The organism is Bacterioplanoides sp. (assembly GCF_965219715.1).
Lineage (GTDB): Bacteria > Pseudomonadota > Gammaproteobacteria > Pseudomonadales > Oceanobacteraceae > Bacterioplanoides.
On record NZ_OZ244785.1, the window covers coordinates 1,566,914 to 1,583,701 of the forward strand.

At 48.0% G+C, this 16,788-nt stretch carries 18 protein-coding genes and 1 tRNA gene; 7 read left to right on the forward strand and 12 right to left on the reverse strand.

Going from position 1 to position 16,788, the window contains the following annotated elements:
* The first annotated feature begins 57 nt into the window (after window positions 1-57).
* The 4 genes from ACOQOZ_RS07655 (at window position 58) to ACOQOZ_RS07670 (ending at window position 3,332) form a co-directional block, all read left to right on the forward strand.
* Window positions 58-2,397 (forward strand): hypothetical protein, encoded by a 2,340-nt coding sequence (locus ACOQOZ_RS07655; protein ID WP_420591686.1) that lies wholly within the window; start codon window positions 58-60, stop codon window positions 2,395-2,397.
* Window positions 2,398-2,600: 203 nt separating this feature from the next.
* Window positions 2,601-2,677, forward strand: a tRNA-Met gene (locus ACOQOZ_RS07660).
* A 95-nt stretch (window positions 2,678-2,772) separates the two neighbouring features.
* On the forward strand, window positions 2,773-2,940 hold the full coding sequence (locus tag ACOQOZ_RS07665) for a hypothetical protein (protein WP_420591687.1): 168 nt from the start codon (window positions 2,773-2,775) through the stop codon (window positions 2,938-2,940).
* On the forward strand, window positions 2,940-3,332 hold the full coding sequence (locus tag ACOQOZ_RS07670; RefSeq protein WP_420591688.1) for a type II toxin-antitoxin system death-on-curing family toxin: 393 nt from the start codon (window positions 2,940-2,942) through the stop codon (window positions 3,330-3,332). The genes ACOQOZ_RS07665 and ACOQOZ_RS07670 overlap by 1 nt, the downstream gene beginning before the upstream one ends.
* Window positions 3,333-3,450: 118 nt before the next feature.
* Here the strand turns inward: ACOQOZ_RS07670 and ACOQOZ_RS07675 are convergent, their stop codons facing one another.
* Window positions 3,451-3,960, reverse strand: a complete 510-nt coding sequence (locus tag ACOQOZ_RS07675) for a hypothetical protein (protein WP_420591689.1) — start codon at window positions 3,958-3,960, stop codon at window positions 3,451-3,453.
* Window positions 3,961-3,975: 15 nt separating this feature from the next.
* Window positions 3,976-4,689, reverse strand: coding sequence for a VC0807 family protein (locus ACOQOZ_RS07680; RefSeq protein ID WP_420591690.1), 714 nt, complete (start codon window positions 4,687-4,689; stop codon window positions 3,976-3,978).
* Window positions 4,690-4,885: 196 nt separating this feature from the next.
* Here ACOQOZ_RS07680 and ACOQOZ_RS07685 point away from each other — a divergent pair, with 196 nt between their 5' ends.
* A complete protein-coding gene (locus tag ACOQOZ_RS07685; RefSeq protein ID WP_420591691.1) occupies window positions 4,886-5,908 on the forward strand; it encodes a hypothetical protein in 1,023 nt (340 codons plus the stop codon).
* On the opposite strand, the gene ACOQOZ_RS07690 is transcribed toward ACOQOZ_RS07685, so the two are convergent.
* Window positions 5,895-6,881, reverse strand: a complete 987-nt coding sequence (locus tag ACOQOZ_RS07690) for a GlxA family transcriptional regulator (protein ID WP_420591692.1) — start codon at window positions 6,879-6,881, stop codon at window positions 5,895-5,897. The genes ACOQOZ_RS07685 and ACOQOZ_RS07690 overlap by 14 nt on opposite strands.
* Window positions 6,882-7,019: 138 nt before the next feature.
* On the opposite strand from ACOQOZ_RS07690, the gene ACOQOZ_RS07695 reads away from it, so the two are divergent.
* Window positions 7,020-7,427 (forward strand): hypothetical protein, encoded by a 408-nt coding sequence (locus ACOQOZ_RS07695; RefSeq protein ID WP_420591693.1) that lies wholly within the window; start codon window positions 7,020-7,022, stop codon window positions 7,425-7,427.
* 53 nt (window positions 7,428-7,480) lie between these two features.
* Here ACOQOZ_RS07695 and ACOQOZ_RS07700 read toward each other — a convergent pair whose 3' ends face one another.
* The 7 genes from ACOQOZ_RS07700 to ACOQOZ_RS07730 all read right to left on the reverse strand — a co-directional run bounded on the left by ACOQOZ_RS07700 (window position 7,481) and on the right by ACOQOZ_RS07730 (window position 11,527).
* A complete protein-coding gene (locus ACOQOZ_RS07700; RefSeq protein ID WP_420591694.1) occupies window positions 7,481-7,879 on the reverse strand; it encodes a hypothetical protein in 399 nt (132 codons plus the stop codon).
* Window positions 7,880-8,072: 193 nt separating this feature from the next.
* Window positions 8,073-8,348 (reverse strand): DUF4062 domain-containing protein, encoded by a 276-nt coding sequence (locus ACOQOZ_RS07705; protein ID WP_420591695.1) that lies wholly within the window; start codon window positions 8,346-8,348, stop codon window positions 8,073-8,075.
* Between the two features lie 222 nt (window positions 8,349-8,570).
* The gene (locus ACOQOZ_RS07710; RefSeq protein ID WP_420591696.1) at window positions 8,571-9,602 is read right to left on the reverse strand and encodes a hypothetical protein; all 1,032 of its coding nucleotides are present in this window, start codon (window positions 9,600-9,602) and stop codon (window positions 8,571-8,573) included.
* A gap of 87 nt (window positions 9,603-9,689) precedes the next feature.
* The gene (locus ACOQOZ_RS07715; RefSeq protein WP_420591697.1) at window positions 9,690-9,917 is read right to left on the reverse strand and encodes a hypothetical protein; all 228 of its coding nucleotides are present in this window, start codon (window positions 9,915-9,917) and stop codon (window positions 9,690-9,692) included.
* An 86-nt stretch (window positions 9,918-10,003) separates the two neighbouring features.
* The gene (locus ACOQOZ_RS07720; protein ID WP_420592404.1) at window positions 10,004-10,273 is read right to left on the reverse strand and encodes a barstar family protein; all 270 of its coding nucleotides are present in this window, start codon (window positions 10,271-10,273) and stop codon (window positions 10,004-10,006) included.
* Window positions 10,274-10,389: 116 nt separating this feature from the next.
* Complete coding sequence (locus ACOQOZ_RS07725) at window positions 10,390-10,770, reverse strand: hypothetical protein (protein ID WP_420591698.1); 381 nt, start codon at window positions 10,768-10,770, stop codon at window positions 10,390-10,392.
* Window positions 10,771-10,909: 139 nt separating this feature from the next.
* Window positions 10,910-11,527: a hypothetical protein gene (locus ACOQOZ_RS07730; RefSeq protein ID WP_420591699.1), complete on the reverse strand. Its 618-nt coding sequence runs from the start codon at window positions 11,525-11,527 to the stop codon at window positions 10,910-10,912.
* An 86-nt stretch (window positions 11,528-11,613) separates the two neighbouring features.
* Here ACOQOZ_RS07730 and ACOQOZ_RS07735 point away from each other — a divergent pair, with 86 nt between their 5' ends.
* Window positions 11,614-11,871 carry a hypothetical protein gene (locus ACOQOZ_RS07735; RefSeq protein WP_420591700.1) on the forward strand — a complete coding sequence of 86 codons (258 nt, stop codon included), beginning with the start codon at window positions 11,614-11,616 and terminating at the stop codon, window positions 11,869-11,871.
* Window positions 11,872-11,916: 45 nt separating this feature from the next.
* On the opposite strand, the gene ACOQOZ_RS07740 is transcribed toward ACOQOZ_RS07735, so the two are convergent.
* Both ACOQOZ_RS07740 and ACOQOZ_RS07745 read right to left on the reverse strand, forming a co-directional pair.
* Window positions 11,917-15,072 carry an efflux RND transporter permease subunit gene (locus tag ACOQOZ_RS07740; protein ID WP_420591701.1) on the reverse strand — a complete coding sequence of 1,052 codons (3,156 nt, stop codon included), beginning with the start codon at window positions 15,070-15,072 and terminating at the stop codon, window positions 11,917-11,919.
* Window positions 15,073-15,097: 25 nt separating this feature from the next.
* Complete coding sequence (locus ACOQOZ_RS07745; RefSeq protein WP_420591702.1) at window positions 15,098-16,297, reverse strand: efflux RND transporter periplasmic adaptor subunit; 1,200 nt, start codon at window positions 16,295-16,297, stop codon at window positions 15,098-15,100.
* Window positions 16,298-16,788: the final 491 nt, after the last annotated feature.

Here is a 16,788-nt window from a genome sequence, read left to right on the forward strand (position 1 = left end):
GTCAGATGAATAACGTGATGTGCAACATTCCTCGGGAAAACCAAAAAAGAAGTAGTCATGACGCCTAAAAACCCCTCCCACGCACCTGCCCTGATGCGACGCCCGGCTCTGTTGGCTTCAGCAATTTCGCTGGCCATTCTCAGTGGTTGTGGCGGCGGTGGCAGCAGCAGTTCGTCTGCCACTCCAGCCAGTGTGAATCGCTGTTCCGACTGGAACCTCAATGCCAGCTGTGAAAGCTTCGAAATTCACAAAAATGCCTCTCTGGCACAGGAAGGAAAAAACGGTCCGTTTTTGACTCCGGGCAACTCGGTTTCTGCCAGTTCTGCGGCGAATCGCAGCGGCTTTATGACGGCTCCGGATGGTGCTCAGATCGTGTCACCATTCACTACCCTGATCGCCAACGAATTGCTGTTTAATCCGAATATTCCGGCACAGGCTGACAGCGAACAGCAAGAGCGTCTGACCCAGGCGACAACTTACCTCAACGCCAAATTCCCGGATCTGGATTTCTCCCGTTACTTGTTCCAGCAAGGACCAAGCACCCAGGGTAACCAGATTCAGACCAGCATCGATCGCGCCCTAGCCAGCATCACCGACCTTAACCCGTATTGCGTTGTGGCCGCAGTGGTTGATGCCATGGTGATCAACAAGTCGTTTGATGTAACTATCCAGCGCGAGCAGGCTGCCGTGCAGTGTCCGGCGCCAAACGTCAGCGTGGGTATCCTGAACGACACCCTGACCCGCTTCGAAACCACCGGTATTGCCGAGCAGCAGGACATCATTGTTGCGGCGACCAAAAAAGAACTGACGGTATGGAGCAACGACCAGCTGACTGCCGCCAGCGCCAATGCGATCAGCAGCCAGAATGCAGCGGCTAACGCACCGGCAACAGCGGGCCAGAAGACCATCAGCGATGCACTGCTGAAACAACTGAATCAACCATTGTCGGCATTGGATGACGACGATGATGACGACGACGATGATGACGACCACGACGGCGAATCCGGTGCCTCCAACGTTGGTGGTGGCGGCCAGCCAACCACGCCACCGGTTACGGTTCCGGTCACCACCCGTCAGTTCGACAACATCACTCTGGTAAAACCGGCGTACAACACCCAATCGGTTTACCTGGTGAACAGCAGCTTCCTGACGGTCGACGAAGACCGCAACCAGGCGTGTGATACCGGCGCAACCGGTAACGACGGCCTGCACAAAGTTCAGCTGCAAAGCAAAACGGCAAACAAACTGAGCAGCGCCAGCATGGACGTGTTGTTAGCCAACAGCCAACCGGCTGTAGTGAAACAACTACCAGCAGATAACAGCGATGACGAGCGTCGCTTTGATGCATTTGCCGGTGCAACCGGTTACGTTCCGCCACCAACAACGCCAACGGTACCGACTCCAACCGGTCCGGCACCGGGCACCGATGCCAGCTGCCTGAACGACGCCTTTAAGCATCTGGCGATTTCCGCCAATGAAGAAGTGCTGATGGCGGCGACCAATAAGCGTTTGTTCCGCCTGAATATGGAAAACCTGGAGCAAATGGGCAACGCCTACGCGCCATTTGCCGACTCTGTGGATATTAACCACATCAGCCTCAGCGCTGACGGCAGCCTGGTTCTGGTCAGCACCAACGAAAACCGCGGCTTGAGCCTGGTGAACACCACCACCATGACCCAAGCGGGTTGGTTAGCGGCACCAGCAGCAGGCCAGACCGAACTGACTCAGGTGAAGCAAGCGTTCTTCTTCGATAAGCACCAGCAAATTGCGGCGATTGAAGGTGGCAGCGGCAACAACGCCAAGAAACTGCACATCATCGACAGCAGCAAAACCAACAGCCCAAGCGTTAGCCAGAGCATGGAACTGACGGCGCCGATTGCTCACATCGCCGTTTCGCCTAACCGCGAAAACCTGGCCGCACTGACCACAGACAACAAACTGTGGCTGTACCGCCTGAGCGGCTCCATCGAGTTACTGGAAACCTTCGGTCCGGTATCGGAAGCACAGCAACTGCTGCTGCAAAACGACCAGGCGCTGATTCTGGATAAAACCGGCGAAGTGGTACAAACCTTTAACTTCGGCAACCGCTTTGGTAACCCGCTGGTTCAGGCGAAAAACGAACTGAGCCTGGCGCGTATTCTGGGGGTTAACGCTAACCGCCAGAAAGTGAACAAAGACATGTTCCTGCCTCAAAGCGGCGCGGAAATCAGCAAAGACCTGGCGGGCATTACCGTTAGCTGGACCAGCACCATGGAAGCTGTGGTTAACCCAACCACGGGTAAAGTGACCGCGTCGTCCACCGCTCAGCCAGTGATTCTGGATGCCACCCTGACGGGCGACTACCGTGGTGAAACCATCACCCTGAAGAAGTCGTTCCAGATTCAGGTCGTTAACTAAGCATCACTGCTGTGAAAAAGGCCGTATCTGTTTGAAGATACGGCCTTTTTTGTGTCTGCTGCCGGGGCTTTCGGGCAGTGCTATGAGCGTTGCATAACTCTTTGAAAAACTTAGTGAAAAAAGTGTTGACGAGACAAAAGATCGTGGCATAATACGCGCCACTTGAGACGGCAAGGTCATCTACCTCCTTCTCGGTGTGAAGTGGCTATGTAGCTCAGCTGGTTAGAGCACAGCATTCATAATGCTGGGGTCGGCAGTTCAAGTCTGCCCATAGCTACCACTTATTTCGAAAGCCCGCTTAATGAAGGTTAAGCGGGCTTTTTTGTGTTTTCCGTGCTTGAATATTCCGGATAATCCATTCACTGGCTGACTCCTATGACACGTACCGAACATGGCTTACCAAAAGCTGAAAAGCGTCCGCACATCAAAGCATCCAAAAAACTTGATCTGTCGGGTGTAGAGGGCAAGCAAATAATTAAAAGTGAAACAAAGCTCGCTCTCAGGTCCCACAAGAAGACATTTGACCGGCTGGCAGATATGTAATGGATGTTATTCAGTTTCCTCCTTCCCGGGTTATTGAAATAAACCGCTATATCTTAGAAAACGGCAAAGGCCTCAAAGGCTCAGCTGACAGAAGCAAGCTCGAAGGTGCACTTGCTCGCATCGATAATGCCATCATATATGAAGGACTGGATGATGTTTTTGAAATAGCATCGAAATATGTTGCTGCTATTGCCGCCAGCCATTCATTTTCTGATGGCAACAAACGAACAGCTTTAGCCGTTTGCTTGGAATATCTATCACTTAACGACTACGAACTCACGCTAGACGAAGAAAAACTTGCCGACACATTGGTTGATCTCGTTGTAAAAAACATTTCTGAAAGTGATTTCGCAGACATCTTGTATGCGCTATGGCTGGAGGAGAATGGTTAATTGTTTTTTACCAACGACATAATTGCGCGATTCATTTAAACAGAGGTAAAACCACGCCAATCGAGCGACCAGGGAACCCGGTCGCGGTAGGAAAGTCGTTTGTAATAGAGGGCTGAACTCAGCGCGCGATACGCATCATCCAAACGGAAATGCTACGACATTTGAACAAGATAAACGCGCTGAGAAACAGCTCAATCACCGTTGCCGCCATATTGGCTTTGGTGTCGCTGTTCATATACAAGGCGGCATCTGGATCAAACGGATTACTCGACAGCACAAGCAGGCTGAGGTAATAAATCACATCCGATATGGCCTCAAACAGGAAGTAAAACCCTATACCTGCCACCATCAGTTGCACAAAGCTCTGCACCGTTAACGGATTGATCTCATTATCCAGTTCGTCTTTAACGATGTTTTTAGACACCAGCAGCGGAAAGCGCCAAAGCAAAGCAGCAATCACCACCGGCAAAACCACACTGGTTATAAACAGCGAAGGCCAGTGATCAAAACCTTCGAACCGTTCAATCACTGCCTGAATAAAATAATACGAATTTTTAATGGCACTCACCGCCAGCGCGATAGCAAACAAGCGAACACCAATAGCGACGTATTTAACCGTGGTCATCATTCAGCTACGCCGCAATTATTGATACATAAAGTCTTCAAGACCCTGACCTGTCGCCGCTTTAATGTGCTTAAACAGGTACCAGATCGCAGCACCCAGCAGCACCATGCTTGGCAGTACAATCACCGGATAGCTCAGCGCCGTCATGGTACCCAGCTGTTCGTTGTATTCCGGCGTACCGGCCGGGCTGGTCACGATATAACGGGCTAAGCCGTAGTTCAGCGCCGACGACAGGAAGAAAGACGCAGCAACAATTTTGTTGGCCACGTTTAAGCTGCGGTCGAACATCTCTTGCTGACCACGTTCAGCCACCAGTTGCTTCAGGCGTGCGACGTCGAGAATTTCTTCATTGAGAATAATCAGGCGAATCAGCGAGTATTTGGTGTTTAGCGTCAGCAATACACCGATACCAATCAGGCCGGGAATCAGGGCTTCTTTAATGGCGATGTATTCCGGCGGTAATTTCAGCAGGCTGATACCACCGGTCAGTAATACGCTGACAACACCAAGAATAGAAAACACGTTTACCTTACCGGAACCGCGCAGATCCCAAACACCAAACGCCAGTGGAAAGATCAATGCACAGATCACCCCCAGAGTTGGGCCGAGCATATCGTCGCCACTGGCCTTGGTCAGAATCAGGGTTGGAATAACGATGTTAAACGCCAGGTTGGTGAGGAAATTGTGATTCGGCTTACTGTGCTTCTCAGCCGTTTTACCTTGTTCGGTCATAAAACTATCCGCGTTACTTCTGTGTGCTGTTTGTAATTGGCAGCCAGTATAACGGTGCTTGGCCCGAGACAGAACCGCTGGTTAAGCGCTAACAAGCATCGCCAACAGCCATCGACCGATATCGTCAGCAATTATGGACACGCTGGCGGTCGGGTCCATCCATATACTGGCCTTATTGTTACCAGAGGCCCGCTCCATGAAACACATTATTCCCCTGAGTCTGATCCTCAGCAGCCTGGTGTTATTACCCGGTTGTAAACTCAGTTCCGGCGGCCCGGCCGTTGCACCACGACCAGCGCCGGTAAAACCATTAACCAGCGAAGTGAAAGCGCCCCAAATGGTGGATCTTGCGCAACAGCCAAACGTGGCTCTCAACGCCGACAATGCCCGCCTGATTGCTCAGATTGCGATTAATGTCGCCAGCAGCAACCTGCCGAATTCCGAGCAGTACAACCGCTTACGCAACGCCAAACGCAGTGAACTGAATGCGCTCAGCCAGCAACACAGCGACGTATCGGCCTGTGATGAACATAAAACCCGCTACCGTTCGGTGCGTTTACCACGCCGCAGTTATTTCACCGTGCGCGAAAGTCTGACGATTGAAAACTGTAACGCGCAGGACGATAAACGTCTGAGCAACCTTGCCGGTTTGAGCGATGACGATAAAAAATTCGGCGCCATTCACGCGGTTGAACGCAACCGTCTGAATCTGGCCAGGAATAATGACAGCAATCCAATTTTTTCGGTTGCGCGTCGTCAGGGAGAAACGCGTTATCAGAATATTATTTTTCAGCGGGTGCAGCTTAACCGTTTAATTCTGGCGCATTTTGATCGCAACGCCGAAATGCGCAGTCGCAGCAGCGGCACGGTTTATTCCGCATTACTGGGTGGCAAATTCGCCATTCTTCACAATACCAAGGTGGATACCATTCAGTTAAAGCCGCTTGGCAGTGGCTGGCAGCTGGCAAGTATGAATATGCGGATTGCCGCTCAGACGGGCCAGTTACTGACGGTAAAACTGCATGACGGCAATCTGAAACTGACACTGGACATTCAGGGCAAAAAGACTGAAATCAACACCTCCCTTGCCGACCTGAAAACCAACGCCAAAGATAAACGCGAGATGGAACTACGTCGCCTGAAGGATGCGAATCCAACCATTAATGAAGCATTAATCGACGCGTTATTACCCCAGACTTATTTCGTTAACCCACTTTAAACGCTTTGCGCCATTGCCCCGGTGATACTTTAAATTGCTGGCGAAAATGATGGCGCAGCGTCACCACCGAATTAAAGCCACAACGTTCGGCGATTAACTCAATGGTTAACGCCGAACTCTCCAGCAACTGCTGACAATAACGCAGCCGTTGCTGCAATAACCACTCACCAAAACTCTGACCAGTGAGTGCCTGAAAATGCCGGGTAAAAGTTCGGCGGCTCATGGCTAATCGTTCAGCTAACGTATCAATCGAATAATGCCCTGCCAGATTGGCGCGCACATCGTCGAGCAATTCCGCCAGCTTCTGATCGCGGATTTGTTGCGGCAATGGCAGCTCAATAAACTGCGCCTGACCACCACTGCGGTGTGGCGCCACCACCATCATCCGCGCCACCCGGTTAGCCAGCTCACCGCCATGAGAATCACGGATCAGTTGTAAGCAACAATCAATGGCGGCGGCAGTTCCGGCCGAGGTCACCAGATTGCCCTGCTGCAGATAAAGAACATCCGGCTGTAATTCGACCCGGGGAAACCGTTGCTGAAAATCATCAACATAGGCCCAGTGTGTGGTCGCCTGATGGTCATCCAGCAAACCGGCGTAGGCCAGCACATAGGCACCGATGCACAATCCAACAATCTGAGCGCCGTTTTGGTGCGCTTGCTGCAACGCCTGCAGCAGTGCTGGTGAAGGAGATTCTGCGGCGGAGGTCCAGCTTGGAATAATCACCACATCCGCCTGCTCGATGGCCTCAAGGCCAAATTGTGGCTGAATCTGAAAACCGGTAGCAGCGTTGATTGCCGCCCCCTGCTCGCTGCATACCTGTACCCGGAAGCTATCGATACCCGCCGCCCGGGCCGCTTCGTTAAACACCATACACGGCACCGACAGGTGAAACGGGCTGATGCCTTCAAACGCCAGAATGGCAACCTGGGTGCTACCAGCAGTGGTATTTGTAGCTGTTGAGCTGCTCATACGTATGACTTCCGCGAAATCGACCGAATGGCCCAATATTATCGATTTATGGCTTTTGGGTCACTTATGACGATTCGCCAGATAAGGAAAATAAAGCTTGTTAACAACATCTTTGAATCCCGTTTTATGGAGCCTGTTATGAACTCAGCAACTAACTCTGCTATTACCCGAATCGCCTTTTTATCCGGTGCGGCCTATTTCGTATGTATGGCGATTGCCCACTTTTTTGGCATCAAATGGCCGGTGTTATTTGTTTATTACGACACACCGTTTTTTGCTTATCAGGATAAAATTATTTCGTTCGCCGTGTGCGCGTATGTGGCGCTGTTTCATGCTGCCTCTAAACATCGTGACGTCGCATTAAGCGCCATTATTGTGCTGGCATTAACGGTATTAGGGTTAAGTGCGGTGAATGTGTCGGATGCACTGGCATCGGTGCTGGAGCCTGGCCAATCTACCCTGCCGTATTGGCTGCAGACCGGCGCAATTGCGGGTTATGTTATGGCGCTGATTGGTTTGTATTTGAAGGATGGTAAAAAGAGTTAGTCAGAATGTAGGTTGGGTGGAGCGGAGCAACACCCAACTTGAATGGTAGACATTCATATTTCCGGATTGACCTGAATCCATACATGTTCTGGAACACTGTATGAAGCATTGTATTGCCTTTTTACATAACTATCAGGTATGCAATATTCTGGAGATTCTATAGAAACACATACAGGGAAGTTCTGACTTTTAAGAGAATCAATATTTCGTTTCCCATTCTCAGGGCTTCCCCAAAAGATAATTATACTTCCTTCGGAAGTTAGGCACTTCAACCACAGCGCATCATCGAAATCTGAAGCTGATGTTCGTGAATCGAGAATTTTACTTAGCACCACTTCCATTAAATATTCTCGCGATGATGATGTTTGTTTAGCACATAACGCACTGCCCGGCGTCGTTTGTCGGGGGAAGTTCAGCGTCACATGGACTTGCTTGTATGGTTCAATTTCCATTGTTAACCGCTAGTTCCTTTACCAATTAAAAGAGTAAGGTGAAGCCCGTAGCTAGCGGCAACTAGTTACCGGAGAAGTAATCCGATGCATGCCAGATACTTGATATCGTTAACAAGTCTGGATGCTTCTCCGACCCGATTTTAACTCGAACAGTCGAATGGGCTTCGAGCCCGAATTTAGCAAGTACGGGATGCTATGACAATGAATAAACAGGTATGGATTGTTCCGCCGCTTTTAAAATCTCTAGCTGAGTAATTGAGAGTTTGTCTTTGAACTCTAAAAGATCCGCCTTTGACGATATGCTCTTTAAGTGTTCAAAATCAAAATTTTCAAGTACAGATGGAACGCCAGTTCCTCCAAATCTAGAGCCGATAATTAGCACCACCATATCGCAGTTCGGAACTTCTTTAATGCAACTATCATGAGTATGAGATCTGGGGTCGTATAGAATATCTGCATAATCACTCATCACGGGCTTCACCTTACTCTTTTAATTGGTAAAGGAAATAGCGGTTAACAATGGGAATTGAACCATACAAGTAGATGAAACGAATATTCTCAGTTTTGCCAATGTACTCTCCTCGTACAGTTAACGCTCGGCTCACCGAGCAAATTTTTGATGGCGGCTTTTGTGCTTATTTTTGCAAAAAAGATGACAGCGGAAATTTGTCCGGTGTAGCCGTTTGTTAAATCACTTTCCCGCTTGCCAAAGAAAGTAGAAATCATTTTTTCTTGCTTCCTGCTTCTCTTTTAACGTCTTGTTGTACTCTAACAATGAACCTGCAATTGCAGAAGCACCTCCAAGCGCGGCAAGGGCCTCCCCCATGTTGGCAGGTAAAAATCCACCATACAACCCAAATGAAGCTGTTGCCGTACCAAACAATATTTTTTGCGATATTGCCTCTCTAGTATTTACCTTCCAATCCTTCACTTTCTTATCAATCAGATTTATTTCTGGCAATAATTGATCACGAAATATCTTCGAAACTTCTTCCTCACTCCAAGACTTTGATTCCTGCATAATCTTGTTTAATTTGTCTCGATATACTGAAAATGATTCCTCTTCTTTTCTTCGTAAATCTAACAAAGAGGTAATATCGCTTGAATATACGGCAGGAAGGTAGTGCTTCAACCCCTTTTCAAACGCTTCTGAGTTGGCGGCATATGCTTTACTATTAATCCCTGATGCTAATTTAATTTGGAGCTTATTGTCGCAAAGGTAAGAGGTACCATTTAGGCTTGTGTGCCATTCCTGAGCAGAAAGATCGTTTATAATTGGTCCTATTATACTATCAAGTACCCGGCTGGATTCAATTTCTTCTGAGTTTAAAGAGTACGGTGTCTTCTTGCCAAAAAATTGCTTGAACATGGTTGGCATTGGCGAGTACGCATGCAAATAAATAGTTCCATGTTCAATGAACTCCTCGGGGCCTGATATAGCGAAAAAAGGCAGGCTTCCATCTCCGTTTTGAAAATCAAAGACTACTTTGCATTTTTCAAGCAAATGCTTCTCAAGGACTTCAATCAATTTATCCTCTTTTTTGCCAATCGCCTGCATAAAGGGAGTAGCAATTTCATTTGAGTGTAGTTCGCAGAAATTAACGTTCAAAGTGGCATACTTTATTAACCCAGCTTCTATTAAGGGTCTTAAATATAAATAATTATTGATTCCAGCTAGGGCCTCTCGCCTTTCAACTTCACGTATAGGTTTATCACCTCTCATGTAGATCTTTTCAAAAGGATTTTGTATATAAACATCATCTGCGTACAGAGAAGCAAATGAGACAAGTTGATCTAGCTTTCTTTGTCTTCAGTCAGGAGAGGCACAAGGATGAGCATCGCCACTAAGTGATGAGTTAGCTATAAATGAGAAATTTTCATTTGTAACGCCTGATGAATGAAAGTGGTGCTTTCCGATTAACGCCATAGTTTCAATAAACTCAAAAAAATCCTCATCTGAGCTTTCAAATATTGCGTTATCTATTCCTGAATTAGTCCAAAGGCTAATCGCTGTATCAGTTTCCTTGACAAACTCCACTATTCCTCCTGAGATTTAACGCCGTTAGCATGGGCCGAGCGAAAGCGAGGTCCAGCCGAAGGCGAACATGCCCAACCTTGTTATAGCTAAGCCCATGTTACATTACACATTATTTCAGGGTACTCGTCATTGAACTCCTGAAAACACTTTTTTAATTGATCGAATGCCTTGGGCAAAACCCGTTGTAAATTTTCAGTGTCCACAAAATAAATTTCATTAGAAAATTCGACTAAACCCGTTATTGAATCCCAAAACGCATCCCAGTTTTCTCCATAAAAATCAGGGAAGCCGAGCTCTCGTGCCAATACACAATGGAGCTGTCCTTCTGATTCTATGTTTGCTAAATCTATCTTCATTCTATTTAGGGCTATAACGCCCGGCTTAGGGGCGGACTTGAAGCTGCGAAGCAGCGGAAAGACCGTCCCAGCCACGCTTGCGTGGCGCCTACAGCCGCTTGCTAAACGCTGACTCGCTATTTGTTTTTCTGCGCTTCTGCGATTTTTATCAATGGCTCTATAGCTCCCATCATGTCTCCTGCTTGCTGTGGGTTGGAAAATAGCTGTTGCATAAATTGCATGCCAATTTCCTCGCCCATATCTGCTTTTTTGGGAATGACAGTTTCATTGATAATGTTTGTCATAGTTTCCATCAGCTTTTGCTGCGAATCTGAAACTGTGCGCTCAATCACTGCCGCCCTTTTGTCAATTTCAGCTAAGACGTCCTTCGTTTTCTCGTAATTTTCTCTAGCTTCTTTTTCGGATGCCTTAGATGAAATAATAGCTACAACAGCAAGTATCAAAGAAGCAACGCTAGCTAAGAATGCTATTGCCTCTACCCAATTCATACTTTCCATGTGTTTTCCTTATGAGTTTGCACGGTAGTTGATCTAACGTTTAACGCCCTTGTAATGGGCTTTGGTAAGTTGGCGGAAATTTTGGAACAAAATCGGTGACAGCTTACCAAAGTCCCAATTCACAAGTTTGTTATGCATTTTAGCTTGATACCAATTTACCGGTTTTCCTGTTAACAACCACTTTGCGGATACCACTATATTTAGCAGTAGAAACTTTGCTTTCGGGGAATTCTACACTATCGCCAGAAATAACTGGTTTATTAAAACCATTAAAAGCTTGTGTCTCCCGTTCGTATAGCCCTTTCAGCTCCCAAACCAACTTCCCATCCAAGGCGCTATATTTGGCCACCCTTCCTATGCCGCCAATATATAACTCATTTTCATGGATAAGTAGCGGTGAAGAATTAAACGCTGGAAATTCTCTGGACCAATTAATTTTTTTATTTTGGAGTGACATTGAAATAATTACTGTGCCACCAGACTCGTGATCTGTAATGGCAAGACTTAAAAACACTGTATCACCAAAAATCTGGCCATCTCGCACCTCTTCTATTTCGAAGTGCTCGGGTAAGTTAACTTGAAGCTTGGCTTTATTGAAGACCACTTCTCCATTCGGAGAGATAATAAGCTTCACGTCATCGATTGTATAAGTACATTTCGTGCCTTTTTCATTAAACAACACACATGGGTCTTCCATCCAGTCGGCAAAGACTGAGCTAGAAATAAGTATGATGAATAATGCGAAGATTTTTTTCATAGTTTTGCATAACGGCTTATTCGTGTGCCCTTGCAAGGTCGTCTACCTTGTAAGGTACACAACCTTGCAAGGATGATGGAGCTATTATGTATCGACGCAGTAAGAAGTACCAGCCACTCAGGGCAAAAGCTGCCGCATCGGTCGCTGCACACGAACGTAAGCGCTTACAAGCAGTTTCAGAAGATGAAATTGAGCAGGATTTGCCAGATCTACGAAAAAGGATTGAGACCACTGAGTTTGACTCAACCGAACCAAAGGCAACAGTTATCGAGCTTTACCAGTCTGATCGTATCGATTTCTACCGGGTGGTGGTAAACAAAAAACCGCCTGCTATTGCGAGATAACAGGCGGTTTTTTTAGTTTTTAGCAAAGCTTAAAGCGTTAAGAAATCAGTTTTCCGCTTCTTTGCTCTTATCTTTATCAAACGCCGTCATTGCCATATAGAACACTGGGGTAAACAGCAGACCAAAGAAGGTCACACCCAGCATACCGGCGAATACCGCATTACCCATGGCCTGACGCATTTCTGCGCCGGCACCGGTTGCCAGTACCAGAGGTACAACACCGGCGGTAAAGGCGATCGACGTCATCAGGATCGGACGTAAACGCAGGCGACAGGCTTCCAGAATTGCGTCCAGACGCGATAAGCCACCGTTATTACGATCACGGGCAAACTCCACCATCAGAATGGCGTTCTTACAGGCCAGCGCCACCAATACAATCAAGGCGATTCGGGTGAAGATATTGTTATCACCACCGGCCAGTGCCACACCTAACAACGCCGACAGAATCGTCATCGGTACGATTAAGATAATCGCCATTGGCAGAGTCAGACTCTCGTAAGTTGCTGCCAATACCAGGAATACCAGTAATACCACCAGCGGGAAGATATACACCATGGTGTTACCTGCCAGGATCTGCTGATAAGTAACTTCGGTCCATTCGTAGGCAATACCTTCCGGCAGATTCTCGTCCAGAATTTTGGTCATTGCCGCCAGCGCCTGGTCAGAGCTGTAGCCCGGTGACGGGTTACCGTTTAACTCGGCACTCATATAACCGTTGTAGCGCATTACCCGATCAGGACCCGTGGTTGGTTTGATTTCTACCATGGCGCCCAGTGGTACCATTTCACCGGCGGCATTACGCACTTCTAAGCGCAGGATATGTTCCGGATCCAGACGGTATTTTGCATCTGCCTGAGCATTTACCTGATAAGTACGACCAAACAGGTTGAAGTCATTCACATACACGGAACCCAGATAAATCTGCAGTGCATCAAATACTTCACTCAGTGGTACGCCCTGTAACAGCGCCTGTTCACGATCCACAGTAATATCCAGTTGTGGAACCTGAATACGGAAACTGGAGAATAAACCGGTTAACGCCGGGTCCTGCCATCCCATACCCTGCACTTTTTGCAGCGCACCGAACAAAGTATCAAATCCTAAGTTGCCACGATCTTCCAGCTGCACTTTAAAGCCACCGGTGGTACCTAGCCCCAGAATCGGTGGTGGAGGGAATACCGCCACAAACGCTTCGTCGATGGCACCAAACTGAGCATTTAAGCTGCCGGCAATTGCAAACGCATTTTGTGCCGGATCACCACTACGCTCTTCAAACGATTTCAGCGGTAAGAAAATAATCGCGGCATTGGAGGAGTTTACAAAACCGTTGGCCGATAAACCCGGGAAGCCGACTGCGTTAGCCACACCAGGAGTTGCTAAAGCAATGCCGGTCATCTCACGTACCACCTGCTCGGTACGATCCAGGCTGGAAGCATCCGGTAATTGTGCAATCGCAACCAGGTACTGTTTATCCTGTGCCGGAATAAAACCACCCGGCACATCGTTAAATACCTTGCCGGTTAACGCTAATAAACCGAAATACACCAAGCCTACAATGGCACCATAACGAATTAAACGACGCACTGCACCTTCGTACAGGTCGGAGCTTTTATCGAATAAACGGTTAAACGGACGGAATAACCAGGCACCAAAGATTTTATCCATACCACGGGTTAACGCGTCGGGTTTGTCATCGTGGCCTTTTAATAAAATGGCCGACAACGCTGGTGATAAGGTCAGCGAGTTAAAGGCTGAAATTAACGTCGAAATCGTAATGGTTAACGCAAACTGTTTATAGAACTGGCCACTTAAACCCTGAATAAAAGCAGTCGGAATAAATACCGCACACAGCACCAGTGCAATCGCAATAATTGGCCCGGTAACTTCGGTCATGGCTTGCTTAGTCGCCGCTACCGGCGACAAACCTTCGCTGATATTACGTTCAACGTTTTCCACCACCACGATGGCATCGTCCACCACAATACCAATCGCCAGTACTAAGCCGAATAACGACAGGGTATTAATGGATACACCCAACCACTGCATCACAGTGAAAGTACCAATTAACGATACCGGTACCGCAATTAACGGAATAATCGACGCACGCCAGGTTTGCAGGAATAAAATGACTACCAGTACCACCAGTACGATGGCTTCTAACAGAGTGGTAATTACCGCATCGATCGAACCACGAACGAATACCGTTGGGTCATAAACGATGTCGTAGCTGACGCCTGCCGGAAAGTTTTCTGACAGTTCAGCCATTTTTCCACGAACCGCATCTGACAGTGCAATGGCGTTAGAACCAGGACGCTGGAAGATCGGAATGGCGATGGCGTTTTTACCGTCTAATAACGAACGTAAGGCATAGCTGTTTTCACCCAGTTCTACACGGGCAACATCTTTTAAGCGGGTAATCGCGCCCTGCTCGCCAACACGAATAACGATATTTTCAAACTCTTCCACCGTACTTAAACGGCCCTGCACATTGAGCAGAATCTGGAACTGGTTTTCTCGCACCATCGGCTGTGCACCCAGAGTACCGGCTGCTACCTGACGGTTTTGCTGACGCACTGCATTCACCACATCACCAGCGGTTAAGCGACGTTCTGCCAGCGCTTCCGGCTGCAGCCATAAACGCATGGAGTACGCACCGCCACCGAACAGCTGAACGTTACCCACACCTTCAACGGCTTTTAATTCGTCTTCGATATAAATATCGCCATAGTTGGCTAAATAGCTGTTATCACGCGAACCATCCGGCGAGAAAATATGTACCACCATGGTTAAGTTAGGTGACGCTTTTTCTACCGTTACACCTAAGCGTTGTACTTCCTGCGGCAAACGCGGCAAGGCAGTATTCACCCGGTTTTGCACCTGTTGCTGTGCACGGTCTAAATCGGTGCCCAGCTTCAGGGTAATGGTTAAGGTCATCCGACCATCGGCGGTCGACTGCGACGACTGATACAACATATTGTCGAGACCAGCCATTTCCTGCTCAAGTGGCGAGGCCACGGTATCGGCAATAACCTTTGGGTTAGCGCCCGGATAATTAGCGGTGACCACAACAGTCGGTGGGACCACTTCCGGATATTCACTCACCGGTAGCTGGAATAATGAAATGCTACCGCCGATTAAAATCAGCAGCGACAGCACCGATGCAAAAATCGGCCGGCTGATAAAAAAGTGACTGAAATTCATCTGAATAACTCTCCCGAATAACTATTTATTCAGCCAACGCAACAGCGTTGGTCTGGATAGTTGCTTCGATGCGGGTTAATGGGATTTTTTTATCCAGTGCAGACGTATCCACCTCCACGTCACGCGGCTGAATCGGCATACCCGGGCCAACACGGGCCGGACCATTAACCGCAATGCGATCACCTTCTTTTAGACCGGTTTTAACCACGCGCAAACTACCGATACGGGTACCTAAGGTCACCAGGCGGTATTCCAGTTTATTTTCCGCATCAACCGTTAATACAAAACGGTTTTTCAGGTCAGTACCAATCGCCGTTTCCGGCACCAGAATGCTGCTGGTTTGCTGGTGTGGTGCAATACGTACACGAGCGAACGAACCCGGGCGTAATTTATTGCTGTCGGTTGGGAAAGTGCCACGTACACGCAGGGTACCGGTATTAAAATCAACGCGGTTATCGATAAAGTCGAGCACACCCATGTGGCCGTAATCGTCTTCACCAGTTAATTGCAGATAAACCGCCAGTTGAGTATCGGCCGTTACGTCTGAGAACTGGGCGTTCCAGGTACGCTCATCAATATCAAAATAGGCGTGAACCTGTTCGGTCGACACTAGGTTAGTCAGAACCGAGGAATTGGCGTTGACCGTGTTGCCAGGCTGAATAAAGGCGTTTGAGGTATTGCCATTTAATGGCGAGCGAATGGCCGTGAATTCCAGATTCAGACGCGCTGATTCTAATGCTGCTTCAACCGAAGCCAATTCGGCACGGCGTTGTTGCGCCTGGAAAACCCGGGCGTCCGCTTCTTCCGCTGAGATGGCTTTGTTCTTACGCAGGCTGGAGCTACGACGCTCTTCTAACTGTGCCTGTTTCAGCGCTGCTTTAGCGGCATCACGCTGGGCTTTTAAACGATTCACTTCCGCAGCAAACGGACGTGGATCCAGCTTCACCAAGAGATCGCCTTTCTTAACCCGGCTGCCTTCAGTGAATTCGATGGATTCAATCACACCGCTGACACGAGGACGTAATTCAACGGTTTGTGGTGCCTGTAAACGCGTGGTGAAGTTACTCCAATCGACAACGTCTGCAGTAACAACACTGGCCACATCGATAGGTTGCAGTTGCTGCTGCGCTGCGCCTTGCGGTGCATCCGCCTGCTCCGAAGAACAGGATGCCAGCAATGTTGCCGCACTCAACATGGCTACCAACGGTAATTTGAATGATTTCATAGCTTAAATTTCCCTGAACAGGGCCTCCCAAATTATGGAGCACACTTTACGCGCGCGGACTGTCACCAACAATGCATCCTTTTAGCATTGATTTGTTCCATTCATGGAACTAAAAATAGGACATATTAGGTCAGACATAATATAAAACTGGCAACTTTACATTGTTAATAGTTATAACAACAGGCAGAAGATTGACTGAAAGCTGGTTATTAACTACCAACCTTAGCGCTTAAGTAGGATTTTTCAGGGAAGAATTGACCGCAAGTCAGTCCCGACAGCTGGGTTATCAAGGCTTTGCTGACGTGTCATAAGCTCGAACAATCGGGCTGGAAACCTCCAATTATTGCGTATCATTCACTAATTCAGGATCGAATGCGCCAAAGTTGATAGCAGTATCACCATTAGTGAATTAGTACTGGTGCACTGTTTTAGTCTTCGCTAATATCCGCGCCGTAAGAACTTTGTCACAATTTAACTTCAGGGAAGAAACA

Coding starts and splice junctions, on each gene's coding strand:
- ACOQOZ_RS07655 (WP_420591686.1), top strand. CDS start 58: ATGACGCCTAAAAACCCCTCCCACGCACCTGCCCTGATGCGACGCCCG.
- ACOQOZ_RS07665 (WP_420591687.1), top strand. CDS start 2,773: ATGACACGTACCGAACATGGCTTACCAAAAGCTGAAAAGCGTCCGCAC.
- ACOQOZ_RS07670 (WP_420591688.1), top strand. CDS start 2,940: ATGGATGTTATTCAGTTTCCTCCTTCCCGGGTTATTGAAATAAACCGC.
- ACOQOZ_RS07675 (WP_420591689.1), bottom strand. CDS start 3,960: ATGATGACCACGGTTAAATACGTCGCTATTGGTGTTCGCTTGTTTGCT.
- ACOQOZ_RS07680 (WP_420591690.1), bottom strand. CDS start 4,689: ATGACCGAACAAGGTAAAACGGCTGAGAAGCACAGTAAGCCGAATCAC.
- ACOQOZ_RS07685 (WP_420591691.1), top strand. CDS start 4,886: ATGAAACACATTATTCCCCTGAGTCTGATCCTCAGCAGCCTGGTGTTA.
- ACOQOZ_RS07690 (WP_420591692.1), bottom strand. CDS start 6,881: ATGAGCAGCTCAACAGCTACAAATACCACTGCTGGTAGCACCCAGGTT.
- ACOQOZ_RS07695 (WP_420591693.1), top strand. CDS start 7,020: ATGAACTCAGCAACTAACTCTGCTATTACCCGAATCGCCTTTTTATCC.
- ACOQOZ_RS07700 (WP_420591694.1), bottom strand. CDS start 7,879: ATGGAAATTGAACCATACAAGCAAGTCCATGTGACGCTGAACTTCCCC.
- ACOQOZ_RS07705 (WP_420591695.1), bottom strand. CDS start 8,348: ATGAGTGATTATGCAGATATTCTATACGACCCCAGATCTCATACTCAT.
- ACOQOZ_RS07710 (WP_420591696.1), bottom strand. CDS start 9,602: ATGAGAGGTGATAAACCTATACGTGAAGTTGAAAGGCGAGAGGCCCTA.
- ACOQOZ_RS07720 (WP_420592404.1), bottom strand. CDS start 10,273: ATGAAGATAGATTTAGCAAACATAGAATCAGAAGGACAGCTCCATTGT.
- ACOQOZ_RS07725 (WP_420591698.1), bottom strand. CDS start 10,770: ATGGAAAGTATGAATTGGGTAGAGGCAATAGCATTCTTAGCTAGCGTT.
- ACOQOZ_RS07730 (WP_420591699.1), bottom strand. CDS start 11,527: ATGAAAAAAATCTTCGCATTATTCATCATACTTATTTCTAGCTCAGTC.
- ACOQOZ_RS07735 (WP_420591700.1), top strand. CDS start 11,614: ATGTATCGACGCAGTAAGAAGTACCAGCCACTCAGGGCAAAAGCTGCC.
- ACOQOZ_RS07740 (WP_420591701.1), bottom strand. CDS start 15,072: ATGAATTTCAGTCACTTTTTTATCAGCCGGCCGATTTTTGCATCGGTG.
- ACOQOZ_RS07745 (WP_420591702.1), bottom strand. CDS start 16,297: ATGAAATCATTCAAATTACCGTTGGTAGCCATGTTGAGTGCGGCAACA.